This window comes from Brevundimonas albigilva (assembly GCF_023503965.1).
Lineage (GTDB): Bacteria > Pseudomonadota > Alphaproteobacteria > Caulobacterales > Caulobacteraceae > Brevundimonas > Brevundimonas albigilva.
The window spans coordinates 2725114-2740943 of sequence record NZ_CP097298.1; the positions used below are offsets into that span (position 1 = coordinate 2725114).

At 68.0% G+C, this 15830-nt stretch carries 11 protein-coding genes and 2 pseudogenes; 9 read left to right on the forward strand and 4 right to left on the reverse strand.

Annotated features, from left to right (window positions below; translation table 11 throughout):
* Positions 1 to 32: 32 nt before the first annotated feature.
* Positions 33 to 386: an Hpt domain-containing protein gene (locus MU852_RS14385; protein ID WP_249750133.1), complete on the forward strand. Its 354-nt coding sequence runs from the start codon at positions 33 to 35 to the stop codon at positions 384 to 386.
* Here MU852_RS14385 and MU852_RS14390 read toward each other — a convergent pair.
* Together MU852_RS14390 and MU852_RS14395 are read right to left on the reverse strand one after the other, a co-directional pair.
* Positions 383 to 715: a chorismate mutase gene (locus tag MU852_RS14390; protein ID WP_249750134.1), complete on the reverse strand. Its 333-nt coding sequence runs from the start codon at positions 713 to 715 to the stop codon at positions 383 to 385. The two genes, MU852_RS14385 and MU852_RS14390, sit on opposite strands and share 4 nt — an antisense overlap.
* Positions 716 to 753: 38 nt before the next feature.
* The gene (locus MU852_RS14395; RefSeq protein WP_249750135.1) at positions 754 to 1539 is read right to left on the reverse strand and encodes a ferredoxin--NADP reductase; all 786 of its coding nucleotides are present in this window, start codon (positions 1537 to 1539) and stop codon (positions 754 to 756) included.
* A 137-nt stretch (positions 1540 to 1676) separates the two neighbouring features.
* Between MU852_RS14395 and MU852_RS14400 the strand changes: the two genes are divergently transcribed.
* The 7 genes from MU852_RS14400 (at position 1677) to egtB (ending at position 9875) form a co-directional block, all read left to right on the forward strand.
* The gene (locus MU852_RS14400; RefSeq protein WP_347342312.1) at positions 1677 to 3725 is read left to right on the forward strand and encodes a S9 family peptidase; all 2049 of its coding nucleotides are present in this window, start codon (positions 1677 to 1679) and stop codon (positions 3723 to 3725) included.
* Positions 3614 to 3943, forward strand: coding sequence for a prolyl oligopeptidase family serine peptidase (locus tag MU852_RS17980; protein WP_347342399.1), 330 nt, complete (start codon positions 3614 to 3616; stop codon positions 3941 to 3943). The genes MU852_RS14400 and MU852_RS17980 overlap by 112 nt, the downstream gene beginning before the upstream one ends.
* Positions 3877 to 5367: an amidase gene (locus MU852_RS14405; protein WP_249750136.1), complete on the forward strand. Its 1491-nt coding sequence runs from the start codon at positions 3877 to 3879 to the stop codon at positions 5365 to 5367. The genes MU852_RS17980 and MU852_RS14405 overlap by 67 nt, the downstream gene beginning before the upstream one ends.
* A 70-nt stretch (positions 5368 to 5437) precedes the next feature.
* Positions 5438 to 5728, forward strand: coding sequence for a SemiSWEET family sugar transporter (locus MU852_RS14410; protein WP_249750137.1), 291 nt, complete (start codon positions 5438 to 5440; stop codon positions 5726 to 5728).
* Positions 5729 to 5987: 259 nt separating this feature from the next.
* Complete coding sequence (locus MU852_RS14415) at positions 5988 to 6293, forward strand: SCP2 sterol-binding domain-containing protein (RefSeq protein ID WP_154726859.1); 306 nt, start codon at positions 5988 to 5990, stop codon at positions 6291 to 6293.
* Positions 6294 to 6398: 105 nt separating this feature from the next.
* On the forward strand, positions 6399 to 7610 hold the full coding sequence (locus tag MU852_RS14420) for an acyl-CoA dehydrogenase family protein (RefSeq protein WP_249750138.1): 1212 nt from the start codon (positions 6399 to 6401) through the stop codon (positions 7608 to 7610).
* A gap of 102 nt (positions 7611 to 7712) precedes the next feature.
* Positions 7713 to 9875: an ergothioneine biosynthesis protein EgtB gene (egtB, locus tag MU852_RS14425; protein WP_249750139.1), complete on the forward strand. Its 2163-nt coding sequence runs from the start codon at positions 7713 to 7715 to the stop codon at positions 9873 to 9875.
* Positions 9876 to 9944: 69 nt separating this feature from the next.
* Here egtB and MU852_RS14430 read toward each other — a convergent pair whose 3' ends face one another.
* Together MU852_RS14430 and MU852_RS14435 are read right to left on the reverse strand one after the other, a co-directional pair.
* Complete coding sequence (locus tag MU852_RS14430; RefSeq protein ID WP_249751975.1) at positions 9945 to 10172, reverse strand: con-10 family general stress protein; 228 nt, start codon at positions 10170 to 10172, stop codon at positions 9945 to 9947.
* Positions 10173 to 10283: 111 nt separating this feature from the next.
* Positions 10284 to 11260: pseudogene (locus MU852_RS14435) on the reverse strand (NAD(P)H-quinone oxidoreductase).
* Positions 11261 to 11622: 362 nt separating this feature from the next.
* Between MU852_RS14435 and rpoB the strand changes: the two are divergent.
* Positions 11623 to 15736, forward strand: a pseudogene (gene rpoB / locus MU852_RS14440) (DNA-directed RNA polymerase subunit beta).
* Positions 15737 to 15830: the final 94 nt, after the last annotated feature.

A 15830-nucleotide genomic window follows, 5' to 3' on the forward strand; every position in this document is an offset into this window, starting at 1 on the left:
GCGATGATTCACGAACAAGCGGGGGCTGTCTGATGGCGCGTCGGGACCTGTCCGGCGCGGTCGATTTCGCCGTGCTGGAAACGATGACGGGCGGCGATGCGGCGGTGTCCGAAGAGGTGCTGGGCCTGTTCGTCGAGCAGGCGGGGCTGTGGTCCGCCATGCTGGATCCGAAAGGCGAGGGCTGGCGCGACGCGGTGCACACGATCCGCGGCGCGGCGGCGGGTGTCGGCGCGGGCGAACTGGCGCGGGTCTGCGCCCAGGCGGAAGCCGCCGAGCAGGCCCTGGCCGCTCCCGCGCTGGATCGCGTCAGGACCGCTCTGGACGCCGCCCTGGCCGACGTGGCGGCCTATCGACATGAACTGATGCTGGCGGGCCTGAGGCGCTAGGACCGCGTCCGGTCGTAGGTGGCGAATTCGTGGGCGATGCAGCGGTCGATCAGCAGGCGCCAGACCGGCTCGGCGATGTCGGGCGACAGGTCGTGAGCCTGGGCCGAGGCCAGCACCTTGGCCACCACGTCGTCGATGCGGGCCTGGTCGAAGACGGCGTCGCGATCCGGCTTGATGCGGGCGGCGGCGTCCATGTAGCGCTGGCGTTCGGCGATCAGGGCGACCAGGGCGCGATCCAGGGCGTCGACGCCCTGACGGACCTCGGCCATCGTCTGGCATTCGGCGGGATCGACCCGGGGATCGACGGCGACAAGGGCAGGGTGATGCATGGCCCGGCTTTCGCCGGAATGGCCGGATTTTTCAACCCTTAGCCGACGAAGGCGCGCTCCAGCACATAGTCGGCGGGTTCGGCGTTGGAGCCTTCCTTAAGCCCATAGGTCTCCAGCAGTTCGCCAGCTTCCTTGATCATCGCCATCGAACCGCACAGCATGGCGCGGTCCCTGGCCGGGTCGAAGCCCTCGGGCAGGCCCAGGTCGCGGAAGAAGTCGCCGGACTTGATGCGGTCGGTGATCCGGCCGGGGGTCTGGAACTCCTCGCGCGTGACGGTGGGGTAGTAGGTCAGTTGCGCCCGCGCCTCGTCGCCGACCAGCGGGTCGTCGTGGATCTCGCCGCCGAAGAAGTCGCGATAGGCCAGGTCGGCGACGTTGCGCACGGTGTGGATCACATAGACGTGGCCGAAGCGGGAATAGGTCTCTGGGTCGCGCGCCACGCTGAGCCAGGGCGCCAGGCCCGTGCCGGTGCCGATCAGGAACAGCCGCTCGCCGCCCGTCAGGGCGTCCAGCACCAGGGTGCCGGTCGGCTTCTTGCCCATCAGCACCGTGTCGCCGGGCTGGATCTTCTGCAGGCGGGACGTCAGCGGGCCGTCCTGGACCTTGATGGAGAAGAACTCCAACTCCTCGGCCCAGCAGGGGCTGGCGATGGAATAGGCGCGCAGCACGGGCTTGCCCCCGTCCTCGCCCGGCAGGCCGATCATCACGAACTCGCCCGAGCGGAAGCGGAAGTCCTCGGGCCTGCGGATGCCGAAGCTGAACAGGCTGTCGGTCCAGTGGCGAACCCACAGCACTTCCAGGTCATGGAAGGGGCTGGCCTTCACGGGGGCGGGGGAGAGGGGCGGCGTCGGTCATCGCGCGCTATCTAATGTGAGAACCCTTCGCAGGGAAGGAAAAGCCGGGCCGGGCACGACGAGATTTCCTCGTGACGGCTGTAAGCCCGGCCGCTAGCTTGCCGGCCATGCGCCATCTCCTGCTCGCCTCGACCATCCTTCTTTCGGCCGGTTCGGCCCATGCCCAGACGCAAGGAGGAGCAAGCGCCGATCCTTCGATCCTGACGCCCGAACGCGTCTTCTCCAGCCCCGGGCTGAACGGCCCTGTGGCGCGGGGCGTCAGCCTGTCGCCGGACGGACAACTGGTCGCCTTCCTACGCCCGCGCGAGGACGACAACGACGTCCAGGACCTGTGGGCCGCGCCGGTCGGGCCGGGCGAGCCCTACAAGCTGATCGATTCCCGCGCCCTGGTCCCCGACGCCGGGGAGCTGTCCGAGGCCGAGAAGGCGCGGCGCGAGCGGATGCGGGTCAGCGCGCGCGGCGTGGTGGAATATTCCTGGGACAAGCAGGGCCGCTATATCCTGGCGCCGCTGGAAGGCGACATCTTCCTGGCGACGCGCGCGGACGGCTCGGTGCGGCGCCTGACCGAGACCGAGGCCGACGAGATCGACGCCAAGGTCTCGCCGCTGGGCAACTTCGTCTCCTATGTCCGCGACCAGGACCTGGTCGTCTATGACCTGGCCGACGGCCGGGAGACGCCGGTCACGACCGACGGCGACGGCCTGGTCACGTGGGCCACGGCCGAGTTCATCGCCCAGGAGGAAATGGACCGCGACACCGGCTATTGGTGGAGCCCGGACGAACGCTACATCGCCCTGACGCGCGTGGACGAAAGCCCCGTGGACGTGGTGCCGCGCTTCGAGATCAGCGGGGACGGCGCGACGGTGGTGCAGCAGCGCTATCCCCGCGCCGGCCGGCCCAACGCCCTGGTCGAACTGTATGTGCAGGACCGGCAGAGCGGCCAGCGCGTGAAGGTCGATCTGGGCGCAAACACCGACATCTATCTGGCGCGGGTCGACTGGGCCGGCGATGGAAAGACGCTGTACGTCCAGCGCCACTCGCGCGATCAGAAGACGCTGGACTTGCTGAGCGTGGACCCGGCGACGGGCGCTTCGCGCGTGATCCTGAGCCAGAAGGCCGACGCCTGGGTCGACCTGAACAACGACTTCCGCGTGCTGAAGGACGGCCGCTTCCTGTGGTCGAACGAGGATTCCGGCTGGCGGCACCTGTATCTGTACGACCGCGACGGACGCCTGGTGCGGCCCGTGACGCGCGGCGATTATCCGGTGAAGCACCTGGACGGGGTGGACGAGACGACCGGCGACGTCTTCTTCACCGCCTCCATGCGCGACGGCGAGGAACTGCCGATCGAGCAGCAGATGTTCCGCGCCAGCCTGAACAGCACGGTCGAGCCGGTGGCGGTGACGCCGGCGGGCGGCTGGTGGAACGTGTCGGTCAACGGACCGGCGACCGCCTATGTCGGCAACTATTCCGATCCGAAGACGCCGCCGCAGTCGGCGCTGTACAGCATCGACGGCCAGCGCATCCGCTGGATCGAGGAGAACCGGCTGGACGCCGCCCATCCGTTCAGCCCCTATGTCTCGCATCTGCCGACGCCCGAATACGGCACGCTGCAAAGCCACGGCGAGACGCTGGTGTGGCGCATGACCACGCCGCCCGGCTTCGATCCGTCGAAGAAGTATCCGGTAGTGATGCAGGTCTATGGCGGGCCCGGCACCGGGGCGGGCGTTCAGAAGAGCTGGCAACCGCTGACCAACCAGCTGCTGACCGACGCCGGCTATGTCGTCTTCCGCCTGGACAACCGGGGCGAAGGCGACCGGTCGCAGCGGTTCGAGACCAGCATCTATCGCCGGCTGGGCCTGGCGGCGGTCGAGGACCAGACCCTGGCCGCCCAGTGGCTGAAGCAGCAGCCCTATGTCGATCCCGACCGGATCGCGGTCATGGGCTGGAGCTTCGGCGGCTTTCTGAGCCTGTTGACCCTGACCCAGCCCCCGAGGCGGGCCTGGCCGCCGCCCTGGCCGGCGCCGCGCCGACCGAGTGGAGCCTGTACGACACCCATTACACCGAGCGGTACATGTCGACGCCGCAGGACAATCCGGAAGGCTATGCCGAGACGGACATCCTGCCGCGCCTGGACGACCTCACGGGCCGCCTGATGATCCTGCACGGCATGGCCGACGACAACGTCATCTTCGCTAACGCCACGCGCGTCATCGACGCGCTTCAGGCCAAGAGCGTTCCGTTCGAGATGATGCTCTATCCCGGCCAGCGGCACGGCGTCCGTGGCGATCCCAGGCAGCTGCAGCAATGGCGAACCTATCTCGACTTCCTGGACCGCACGATCGGGCCGCGCTCGGTTTCCAAAACCGACTGATCGCGGTCGCGGCCGCGCTGGCCCTGTCGGGCTGCGCGGCCGGGCAGGCCGCTTATCCCGCCCCCGCGGCGGTGGTGGAAGCCGGGCGCGCGGCCGACACCGCGCACGCCGTCATCCGCTGGAACGACGCGCTTTCGGCGCCGATGCGCGGCCCGCTGGCGGGCATGCCGATCCTGCTGAAGGACAATATCGAGACGGCGGACATGCCGACCACCGCAGGATCGCTGGCGCTCGCCAACAATGCGCCGGGTCGCGACGCGCCGCTGGTCGCGCGTCTGCGGGCCGCCGGCGCCGCCATCGTCGGCAAGACCAATCTGTCGGAATGGGCCAACATCCGCGCGTCGGACTCGATCAGCGGTTGGAGCGCGGTCGGCGGGCAGACGCTGAACCCCTATGACCCCGCGCGGACACCCTGCGGCTCGTCCTCCGGCAGCGGGGCGGCGGTGGCGCTGGGGCTGGTTCCGGTCGCCATCGGGACCGAGACGGACGGCTCGATCACCTGCCCGGCCTCCGTCAACGGCGTGGTGGGCTTCAAGCCGACGGTCGGACTGGTGTCGCGCACCCGCATCGTGCCGATCAGCCATTCGCAGGACACCGCCGGACCGATGGCCGTGACCGTGCGCGACGCCGCGCGGGTGCTGACCGCGATCGCAGGGTCCGACCCGGCCGATCCGGCGACGGCCGAGGCCGACGCACGCAAGGTCGACTACGCCGCCGCCCTGGATGCCGGGGCGCTGCACGGCGCGCGCATCGGGGTGATGCGGTTCCTGAAGGGCTATTCGCCCGAGACCCAGGCCGTGTTCGAGCAGAACCTTCAGGTCCTGCGCGACGCGGGCGCCGTCCTGGTCGATCTGCCCGAGGGCCCGGACGGCAGGACCTTGGGCGCGGCCGAGATCAAGGTGCTGCTTCATGAGCTGAAGCACGATCTGAACGCCTACCTGGCCTCGACCGACCCGACGCAGGTGGAGACGCGCACCCTGGCCGACGTCATCGCCTTCAACGCCGCCGAGCCGCGCGAGACGGCCTTGTTCGGGCAGGACCTGTTCGAGCGGGCGCAGGCCACGGCGGGTCTGGAGGATCCGGAATATATCGAGGCGCGCGCCACGTCCCTGCGCCTGGCGGGGCCCGAAGGCATCGACCGCCTGATGCGCGAGCACCGCCTGGTCGCCCTGATCGCGCCGACGACCTCGCGCGCCTGGACCAACGATCCCGAGGACGACGATGACATGGAGGGATCGGCCAGCCGAATGGCCGCCGTCGCCGGCTATCCGCACCTGACCGTGCCGATGGGATTCGACCGGGGCATGCCGGTGGGCCTGAGCTTCATCGGCAAGAAATGGGACGACGCCCGCATCCTGTCGCTGGGCTACGCCTTCGAGCGGGCGACCCAGGCGCGCCGCCCGCCAGGTGCGGTTCCGCACTGAGGAACCGGCGAGGCCGGCGCGGGCTTGAGGTGTGGGCGGGCCGCTGGGGCGCCGCCGCCGGGGAGGCCCCATGAGCGACGTCATAGCCAACATCTTCGGCTCGGCGGCCGCCGTCTGTTCGGTGACCAGCTTCGCGCCCCAGGCGATCAAGATCTGGAAGGAGCGCGACGCCTCCTCGGTCAGTCTGAAGACCTATTCGCTGACCGTCACCTGCTTCGCCCTGTGGGTCGTCTACGGCGTGATGACCCAGGCCTGGCCGGTGACGGCGGCCAACAGTTGCGCCCTGGTGATGGCGGCCTGTGTGCTGGCGATGAAGTGGCGCTTCCGCGACGGCGACCCGGAAGCGAAAGAGGGGACGTGACGAATTGATGCGGATCAAGGCGTCGGACCCGTCCGGCGTCCAACATGCGGTCAAAGGAGAGACCCCATGCCCGAATCCGCCATTCCCGTCGTCATCCTGGTCGTCGCCGCCTTCGCCGTCTTCATGGGCGCCCTGGGCGGGGGGAGCATCTGGTCCAACGCCGGGCCCAAGTGACGCCAGCTTTACCCGACGTGATCTTGGCGCCCTGGCCGATGCGGGTTACGCCGTCCCTTCAACCGTTCTCAAGGGAGACGCCCCCATGCCTGATCTCGCTCAAGTCACTGAACACATCCGCGGCGCCGTCGGCGACAACTCCGGCCTTGGCAAGACCGTGAAGCTCGACCTCGGCGACGAGGGCAAGATCTTCATCGACGGCGCGTCGGTGCCGAACACCGTCACCAATGAGGACAAGCCCGCCGACGCCACGGTGTCGATGAAGTGGGATGACTTCATGGCTCTGTCGGAAGGCAAGCTGGATCCGATGATGGCCTTCATGCAGGGCAAGCTGAAGATCGCCGGCGACATGATGATCGCCCAGAAGCTGGCTCCGTTGCTGAAGCGCTGATGACGCGCTGAACGTCACCACCTTGACGGCGCGGTCCCTGAGGGGATCGCGCCGTTTTCGTTTCAGCGTCCGACAGAGGCGCAATCGGGACAAGAGGACACGACCATGGATTTCCAACCTTCTGACCGCGCCCGCGAATGGCAGGACCGCGTTCGCCGCTTCCTGGACGAGCAGGTCATTCCTCGCGAAGCCGACTATTTCGCCCAGGTGCGCGAGGACGCCGGGCGCCAGCCGCCGGTCATGGAGGAGATGAAGGCCAGGGCGCGCGAGGCGGGCCTGTGGAACATGTTCCTGCCCGGCGACCACGGCGCGGGCCTGACCAATCTGGAATACGCGCCGCTGGCCGAACTGATGGGCCGTCATCTGTGGTCGGCCGAGGTGTTCAACTGCAACGCGCCGGACACCGGCAACATGGAGGTGCTGCACCTCTACGGAAACGCCGAGCAGCAGGCGCGCTGGCTGAAGCCGTTGATGGCCGGAGAAATCCGCTCGGCCTTTCTGATGACCGAGCCCGAGGTCGCCTCGTCAGACGCCACCAACATCCAGACCCGGATCGAGCGCGACGGCGACCACTATGTCATCAACGGCCGCAAGTGGTGGTCGACCAACATGGGCCATCCGAACGTCGCCATGACCATCGTGATGGGCAAGACCGACCCCGACGCCGCCACCCACGCCCAGCAGTCGCAGATCATCGTGCCGGTCGACACGCCCGGCTTCCGCGTCGAGCGAATGCTGTCGGTGTTCGGCTATGACGAAAAGCCGATCGGCCACGCCGAGGTGGTGCTGGAGAACGTCCGCGTGCCCGTCGAGAACCTGATCGCCGGCGAGGGCCGCGGCTTCGAGATCGCGCAAGGGCGCCTGGGGCCGGGTCGCATCCACCACTGCATGCGCGTGATCGGCGCGGCCGAACGCGCGCTGGAACTGATGGTCGAAAGGCTGCTGAACCGCACCGCCTTTAGGAAGCAGCTGGCCGAGCATTCGGTGTGGGAACAGCGCGTCGCCGACGCCCGCACCAATATCGAGATGTGCCGCCTGCTGGTGCTGAAGGCGGCGTGGATGATGGACGTGGCCGGGGCGAAGAACGCCCGCTCCGAGATCGCCCAGATCAAGGTGGCGGCGCCGAAGATGGCGCTGCAGGTCATCGACGACGCCATCCAGGCCTTCGGCGGGGCGGGGGTGTCAGGCGACACGCCTCTGGCCGAACTTTACGCCGGGGTTCGCACCCTGCGGATCGCCGATGGTCCCGACGAGGTCCACAACCGCACAATCGCGCGCCTGGAATACGCCAAACATGGAGGCAAATCCGCGCGTTGACTAAGCTGATCGGGCCGCCCCTCGCCCGTGCGAGGGGAACCTGAGCCTTGGCGTGACGTTCGCCTTTTGGACGCGACGCCGCGCCGCAGGGAACGCCGCATCATGAACGCACGCTTCGAGCCCGACGCACGGGTGACGGCGGACCTGGCGCGGTTCCGGGCGGTCCGCGCCGCCATGCCGGCCCTGGCCGAGGGGTTGTCGGCGGAGGATCTTTCGGCCCAGTCGATGGCCGACTGCAGTCCCGGCAAGTGGCATCTGGCGCATACCAGCTGGTTTTTCGAGGCCATGATCCTGGCCCCCGCCGACCCGGACTATCGTCCGGTCGATCCGCGCTTTCAGCAGCTGTTCAACAGCTATTACGAGGCGCTGGGCGAGCGGGTGGCGCGCCCCGAACGCGGCCTGATGACCCGACCGTCGCTGGACGAGGTTCTGGCCTATCGCCGCGAGATCGACCGGCGCATGGCCGCCTGGATCGCGCAGGCGCCGACGGGCGGGCGAGAGCGCTATCTGCTGGAGTTGGGCCTGCACCATGACCAGCAGCATCAGGAGCTGTTCCTGATGGACCTGCTGAACCTGATGTCGCGCTCGCCGTTGGACCCGGCGGCCTACGCCCAGGAGCCGCGTCGGCACCCGCCCGAGCCGGCGCGGGGCGGGGCGAGCCGGTTCGAAGGCGGCCTGATCGATGCGGGTCATGGCGCCCAGGGCTTCGCCTTCGACAACGAAGGGCCGGCGCATCGCGTCTGGCTTGAGCCTTTCGCCCTGGCGCATGACCTGGTCACGAACGGCGACTGGATCGCCTTTATCGACGACGGCGGATATCGCCGGCCCGAACTGTGGCTGTCGGACGGTTGGGCCGCCGTGAAGGCCGAGGGTTGGACGGCTCCGCTCTACTGGCGGCGGGGGGACGACGGCTGGACCGTGATGGGCCTGACCGGGCGCCGGCCCGTGGACCCTTCGGCGGCGGTCCGTCACGTCAGCTTCTACGAGGCCGACGCCTACGCCCGCTGGGCGGGCAAGCGATTGCCCAGCGAGTTCGAATGGGAACACGCCGCGACCAGCGCGCCGGAGGCGTTTTCGAACCTGTCGGGCGAGGTGTGGCAGTGGACGTCCAGCGCCTATGCGCCCTATCCGGGGTTCACGCCCACGCAGGGCACGGCCGCCGAGTACAACGGCAAGTTCATGGCCAACCAAATGGTCCTGCGCGGCGGCGCCTTCGCCACGCCCGAAGGCCACGACCGGCCGACCTATCGCAACTTCTTCTATCCCTTTCAGAGGTGGGCCTTCATGGGCGTGAGACTGGCCGAGGATGCGCCCGCCGGGCGCAAGACCGATTTCGAGGACGACACGACGCGGGCCTTCCGCGACGACCTGGTCGAAGGACTGTCGCGCCCGCAGAAGGCGTTGCCGCCCAAGTGGTTCTACGACGCCGAGGGCTCGCGCCTGTTCGAGCCCATCACCGACCTGCCGGAATACTATCCGACCCGGCAGGAGACGGCCCTGCTGCGCGAGCGCGCAGACGATCTGGCGACGGCGTTCGGGCCGGGCGCGGTGCTGGTCGAGTTCGGCTCGGGCGCCAGCGAGAAGACCCGCATCCTGCTGGACGCGGCCCCGGACCTGGGGGCCTATGTGCCGCTGGACATCAGCGAGAGCGCCCTGTTCGAGGCGTCCGAGCGTCTGCGCCGGGCCTATCCCCGTCTGGAGGTGAGGCCGCTGCTGGGCGATTTCGAGAACCTCGCCCCCCTGCCGGGCGATTTGCCGCGCGGGCGCAGGATCGGCTTCTTCCCCGGCTCCACGATCGGCAATCTTTCACCCGATGAGGCGGTGCGCTTCCTGGGCGCGGCGCGGCGGATGCTGGGGGAGGGGGCGCTGTTCGTCCTGGGCGTCGACCTGGTCAAGGACCCGGCCGTCCTGGTGCGCGCCTATGACGACAGCCGAGGCGTGACGGCGGCCTTCAACCGCAATGTCCTGGTCCGCGCCAACGCCGAGCTCGGCGCCGATTTCGACCTGGACGCGTTCGCCCACCGCGCGGTGTGGAACGCGGAACAGTCGCGGATCGAAATGCACCTTCAGGCCCAGGCGCCGACCACGGCGCGGGTCGATGGCCGCGCCTTCCGGTTCCAGCAGGGGGAGACCATCCACACCGAGAGTTCGCGCAAGTTCACGCGCGAGGCGGTCGAAGACATGGCCGCCGAGGCGGGGTGGCGTCTGGTCCGCTTCGACGCCTCCGCCGAGCCCAGCGTGGCCCTGGCGCTGCTGTCCAGCTGAGGCGACGGCCGGCAAGCAAAAAGGGCGGCGCCGAAAGCGCCGCCCTTTCTTTCGCCAACCAGCGGCGATCTATTCCTGAGGCCGTTGCGGCGCGGCTTGATCTTTGCGCGAGCCGTGGGAGGCCTCGCCGCCCTTGCGGCCCGCCTGCGCCGCCAGGCTGCGGTCTTGGGAGAAGCTGCGTTTCTCGCTGGGCACGCTTGCGCCGCCCTTGCGCGCGATCTCACGCTGACGTTCTGGGTCCATCGAAGCGAAGCCTCGCTTCGAGACGCCCGAGCCCCGCGTCGGTTGACCTTCCATCGGTTGTCCTTTCCCGCTGCTGTTGCGCTTGTGGGAGATCAACCGTTCGGAATCCCGGCCGGTTCCGAATGGAACCCAGGTTTTTACTTCCGTCGTCTGAGTGAAGGCTGTTCAGTCTTTCAGGATGATCTTGCCCAGGTGGGCGCCGGCTTCCAGGCGTCGGTGCGCCTCGGCCGCCTGGGACAGGGGCAGGACGGCGTCGATGACGGGGCGGAACCGGCCCGCCTCGATCCAGGGCCAGACGGTCGCCTCGATCCGCTGGGCCAACCGCGCCTTCTCGTCGGCAGGGCGGTTCCTGAGGGTCGATCCGGTCAGCGTCGCGCGCTTGCGCATCAGGGCCATGACGGGGACCTCCAGCGTCCCGCCGTCGAGGGCGGCGATATAGACGATCCGGCCGTCCATCTTCAGGGCGCGAAGGTTCCGCTCCAGATAGGCGCCGCCGATCATGTCCAGCACCACGTCGGCGCCGCCCATGTCTTCGACGACCGCGCCGAAGTCTTCGGCCTGGACATCGATGACGCGGTCCGCGCCCAGCGCCGTCAGAGCCTCGGCCCGCGCCGCGCCCTGCAGGTGCCGACCACGCGCGCGCCGGCCGCCTTGCCCATCTGGATCGCCGTGACGCCGATGCCGGAGTTGGCGCCGTGCACCAGCAGGGTTTCGCCGGCGGCCAGTCGCCCGTGCTCGAACACATTGGCGAAGACGGTGAAGACCGTCTCGGGAAGGGCGGCGGCGTCCTCGAACGACAGGCCCGCCGGCAGGGGCAGGGCGTGGCGCGCATCGACCACGGCGTATTCGGCGTAACCCCCGCCGCCCAGCAGGGCCGTGATCCGATCGCCCGCGCGCCACCGGCCGGCGTCGTTGACCGCCTCGCCCGCTGCCTCAAGGCCCAGGGTTTCGGGAGCGCCGGGCGGCGGCGGATAGAGGCCGCGCCGTTGCAGCAGGTCGGGCCGGTTGACCCCGGCCGCCCGCACCCGGATCAGCAACTGGCCGTCGGCCGGGACGGGACGGTCCGTATCGACCCATTTCAGCGCCTCGGGCGGTCCCTTGCCGCCGTCGACGATGATGGCGTTCATGCGGGTCTGATCCATGATCGGGCTCCTTGAGGCGGTCTTGGAGGGTTGTGCCCGTTGGCCGGGGCCGGGACAAATCCCCAAAAGACGCTTAACGCGCCGCCGGGGTCTTTATTTCGCCGTGGAAGCGCGTATATGTCCGCGTTCCGCAACACTCCGCATGAGTCTGCGCGTAAAGCGCCGAGGCCCGGTCCGTCGCCCTCCGACCGGAGCGAAGGCGCGGCTCCTTCCCAAGGGAGCCCAATGATTTCAGGCGTCCGGTCCGTTCGCGGGCCGAGGGCAGACGCCGAAAACACTGGTCGCGGACGCCGAACGGCGGACCGTGGCTGCCGCATTTGACGCGTGGTTTTCCCCGGGCCGCGCGGATTGGGAAAAACTGAATGACTGACGTCGCCCACGATCTCGCCATCAACGGTCAGGTCGCCTCCGCCACCTCGTTCACCGGCAAGAAGCGCATCCGCAAGTCCTTCGGGCGCATCCCCGAAGCGATCCAGATGCCGAACCTGATCGAGGTCCAGCGCGCGTCCTACGAACAGTTCCTGCAGCGCGAGGTCCGTCCGGGCGAGCGCAAGGAGCAGGGGATCGAAGCGGTCTTCAAGTCGGTCTTCCCGATCAAGGACTTCAACGAGCGCGCGATCCTGGAATACGTCTCCTACGAGTTCGAGGAGCCCAAGTACGACGTCGAGGAATGCATCCAGCGCGACATGACCTACGCCGCGCCGCTGAAGGTCAAGCTGCGTCTGATCGTGTTCGAGACCGACGAGGAAACGCAGGCGCGTTCGGTCAAGGACATCAAGGAGCAGGACGTCTATATGGGCGACATCCCGCTCATGACGGACAAGGGCACCTTCATCGTCAACGGGACCGAGCGGGTGATCGTGTCCCAGATGCACCGTTCGCCGGGCGTCTTCTTCGACCACGACAAGGGCAAGACGCACTCTTCGGGCAAGCTGCTGTTCGCCGCGCGGGTGATCCCGTACCGCGGTTCGTGGCTGGACTTCGAGTTCGACGCGAAGGACATCGTCTATGTCCGCATCGACCGCCGTCGCAAGCTGCCGGCCTCGACCTTCCTGATGGGTCTGGGCATGGACGGCGAGGAAATCCTCAAGACCTTCTACGAGACCGTCCCCTACGAGAAGCGCGGCGAAGGCTGGGTCACGCCCTACAAGCCGGAACGCTGGCGCGGGGTGAAGCCCGAGTTCGACCTGATCGACGCCGACACCGGCGAGGTGGTCGCCCAGGCCGGCCAGAAGATCAGCGCGCGCGCCGCCAAGAAGCTGGGCGACACGGTCAAGTCGCTGTCGCTGGCCGCCGACGCCTTGGTCACCAAGTATCTGGCCAATGACGCGGTCAACATGGAGACCGGCGAGATCTTCGCCGAGGCGGGCGACGAACTGGACGCCCCCACGATCGAGGTGCTGGAGCAGAACGGCTTCACCACCATCGAGGTGCTGGACATCGACCATGTCACGGTCGGCGCCTACATGCGCAACACCCTGCGCGTCGACAAGAACGACAACCGCGAGGACGCCCTGTTCGACGTCTATCGCGTGATGCGTCCGGGCGAGCCGCCGACGCCGGAAGCCGCCGAAGCCATGTTCAACTCGCTGTTCTTCGACAGCGAGCGCTACGACCTGTCGGCCGTCGGCCGGGTCAAGATGAACATGCGCCTGGAAACCCCCGAGGTCTCCGACGAGATCCGCGTCCTGCGCAAGGAAGACGTGCTGAAGGTGCTGCAGATCCTGGTCGGCCTGAAGGACGGCCGCGGCGAGATCGACGACATCGACAACCTGGGCAACCGCCGGGTCCGTTCGGTCGGCGAACTGCTGGAAAACCAGTACCGCGTCGGCCTGCTGCGGATGGAGCGCGCCATCAAGGAGCGCATGTCCTCGGTCGATATCGACACGGTCATGCCGCACGACCTGATCAACGCCAAGCCTGCCGCCGCGGCGGTGCGCGAGTTCTTCGGTTCGTCGCAGCTGTCGCAGTTCATGGACCAGACCAACCCGCTGTCGGAAATCACCCACAAGCGCCGCCTGTCGGCGCTTGGCCCGGGCGGTCTGACGCGTGAGCGCGCGGGCTTCGAAGTCCGCGACGTGCACCCGACCCACTACGGCCGCATCTGCCCGATCGAGACGCCGGAAGGCCCGAACATCGGCCTGATCAACTCGCTGGCCACCCACGCCCGCGTCAACAAGTACGGCTTCATCGAGAGCCCGTATCGTCGCGTGAAGGACGGCCAGGCCCAGGGCGAGGTGGTCTACATCTCGGCCATGGAGGAGTCGAAGTACACGATCGCCCAGGCCAACATCGAACTGAAGACGGCCAGATCGTCGAGGATCTGGTCCCCGGCCGGATCAACGGTGAATCCCAGCTCCTGAACAAGGACGCTGTGGACATGATGGACGTGTCGCCGAAGCAGGTCGTTTCGGTCGCCGCCGCCCTGATCCCGTTCCTGGAAAACGACGACGCCAACCGCGCGCTGATGGGCGCCAACATGCAGCGTCAGGCCGTGCCGCTGGTGCAGTCGGACGCGCCGCTGGTCGGCACCGGCATGGAAGCGGTGGTGGCCGTGGACTCCGGCGCCGTCGTGGTCGCCCGTCGTGACGGCGTCGTCGAGCAGATCGACGGCACCCGCATCGTCGTGCGCGCCACCGGCGACGTGGACGCCGCCCGTTCGGGCGTCGACATCTACCGCCTGTCGAAGTTCCAGCGCTCGAACCAGTCGACCTGCATCAACCAGCGCCCGATCGTGCGCGTGGGCGATGCGGTGAAGGCCGGCGACGTCATCGCCGACGGTCCGTCGACGGACCTGGGCGAACTGGCCCTGGGCCGCAACGCCTTGGTCGCCTTCATGCCTTGGAACGGCTACAACTTCGAGGACTCGATCCTGATCTCCGAGCGCATCGTGCGCGACGACGTCTTCACCTCGATCCACCTGGAAGAGTTCGAGGTCGCGGCCCGCGACACCAAGCTGGGGCCGGAAGAAATCACCCGCGACATCCCCAACGTCGGCGAGGAAGCCCTGCGCAACCTCGACGAGGCGGGCATCGTGGCCATCGGCGCCGAGGTCCAGCCGGGCGACATCCTGGTCGGCAAGGTGACGCCGAAGGGCGAAAGCCCGATGACTCCGGAAGAGAAGCTGCTGCGCGCCATCTTCGGCGAGAAGGCTTCGGACGTGCGCGACACCTCGCTGCGTCTGCCGCCGGGCGTGGCCGGCACCATCGTCGACGTGCGCGTCTTCAACCGTCACGGCGTCGACAAGGACGAGCGCGCCCTGGCCATCGAACGCGCCGAAATCGAACGCCTGGGCAAGGACCGCGACGACGAGCTCAAGATCCTGGAGCGCAACGTCTATGGCCGCCTGAAGCCCCTGCTGGTCGGCAAGAACGCCGTGTCGGGTCCCAAGGGCATCGGTCGCGGCGAACTGACCGACGAGAAGCTGGCCGAGGTCAGCCGCGGCCTGTGGTGGCAGATCGCGCTCGACGACGAAAAGGCGATGGGCGAGCTGGAGGCCATGAAGCGCCAGTTCGAGGACGCCCGCAAGGCGCTGGACCGTCGCTTCGAGGACAAGGTCGAGAAGCTGCAACGCGGCGACGAACTGCCTCCGGGCGTGATGAAGATGGTCAAGGTGTTCGTCGCGGTGAAGCGCAAGCTGCAGCCGGGCGACAAGATGGCCGGCCGTCACGGCAACAAGGGCGTCATCTCCAAGATCCTGCCGATCGAGGACATGCCGCACCTGGAAGACGGCACCCACGTCGACATCGTGCTGAACCCGCTGGGCGTGCCGTCGCGCATGAACATCGGCCAGATCTTCGAGACCCATCTGGGTTGGGCGGCCGCGGGCCTGGGCAAGCAGATCTCCGGTCTGCTGGAAGCCTGGCAGCACGGCGGTCAGAAGCAGGCCCTGGTCGAGCGCCTGACCGAGATTTACGGCGTAGACACCCCCCTGCCGCAGGACGAGGAAGAGCTGGTCGAACTGGCGAAGAACCTGTCCAAGGGCGTGCCCTTCGCGACCCCGGTCTTCGACGGCGCGCACATCGGCGACATCGAACGCCTGCTGGAAGAGGCGGGGCTGAACAAGTCGGCCCAGTCGATCCTGTACGACGGCCAGACCGGCGAGCAGTTCAAGCGTCCGGTCACGGTCGGCTACATCTACATGCTGAAGCTGCACCACCTGGTCGACGACAAGATCCACGCCCGCTCCATCGGCCCGTACTCGCTGGTCACCCAGCAGCCGCTGGGCGGCAAGGCGCAGTTCGGCGGTCAGCGCTTCGGGGAAATGGAGGTCTGGGCGCTGGAAGCCTACGGCGCCGCCACACCCTGCAGGAGATGCTGACGGTGAAGTCCGACGACGTGGCCGGCCGCACCAAGGTCTACGAGGCCATCGTCCGCGGCGACGACAGCTTCGAGGCCGGCATTCCCGAGAGCTTCAACGTGCTCATCAAGGAAATGCGTTCGCTGGGTCTGAACGTGGAGCTGGAGAATTCGTGAGGCGTGACGCGTGAGTCGTGAATGGGCCGATGCTCGTCACGACTCACCACTCACCAATCACGGCGCAGTTCTCCCTCTGAATACTTTTCGCGGC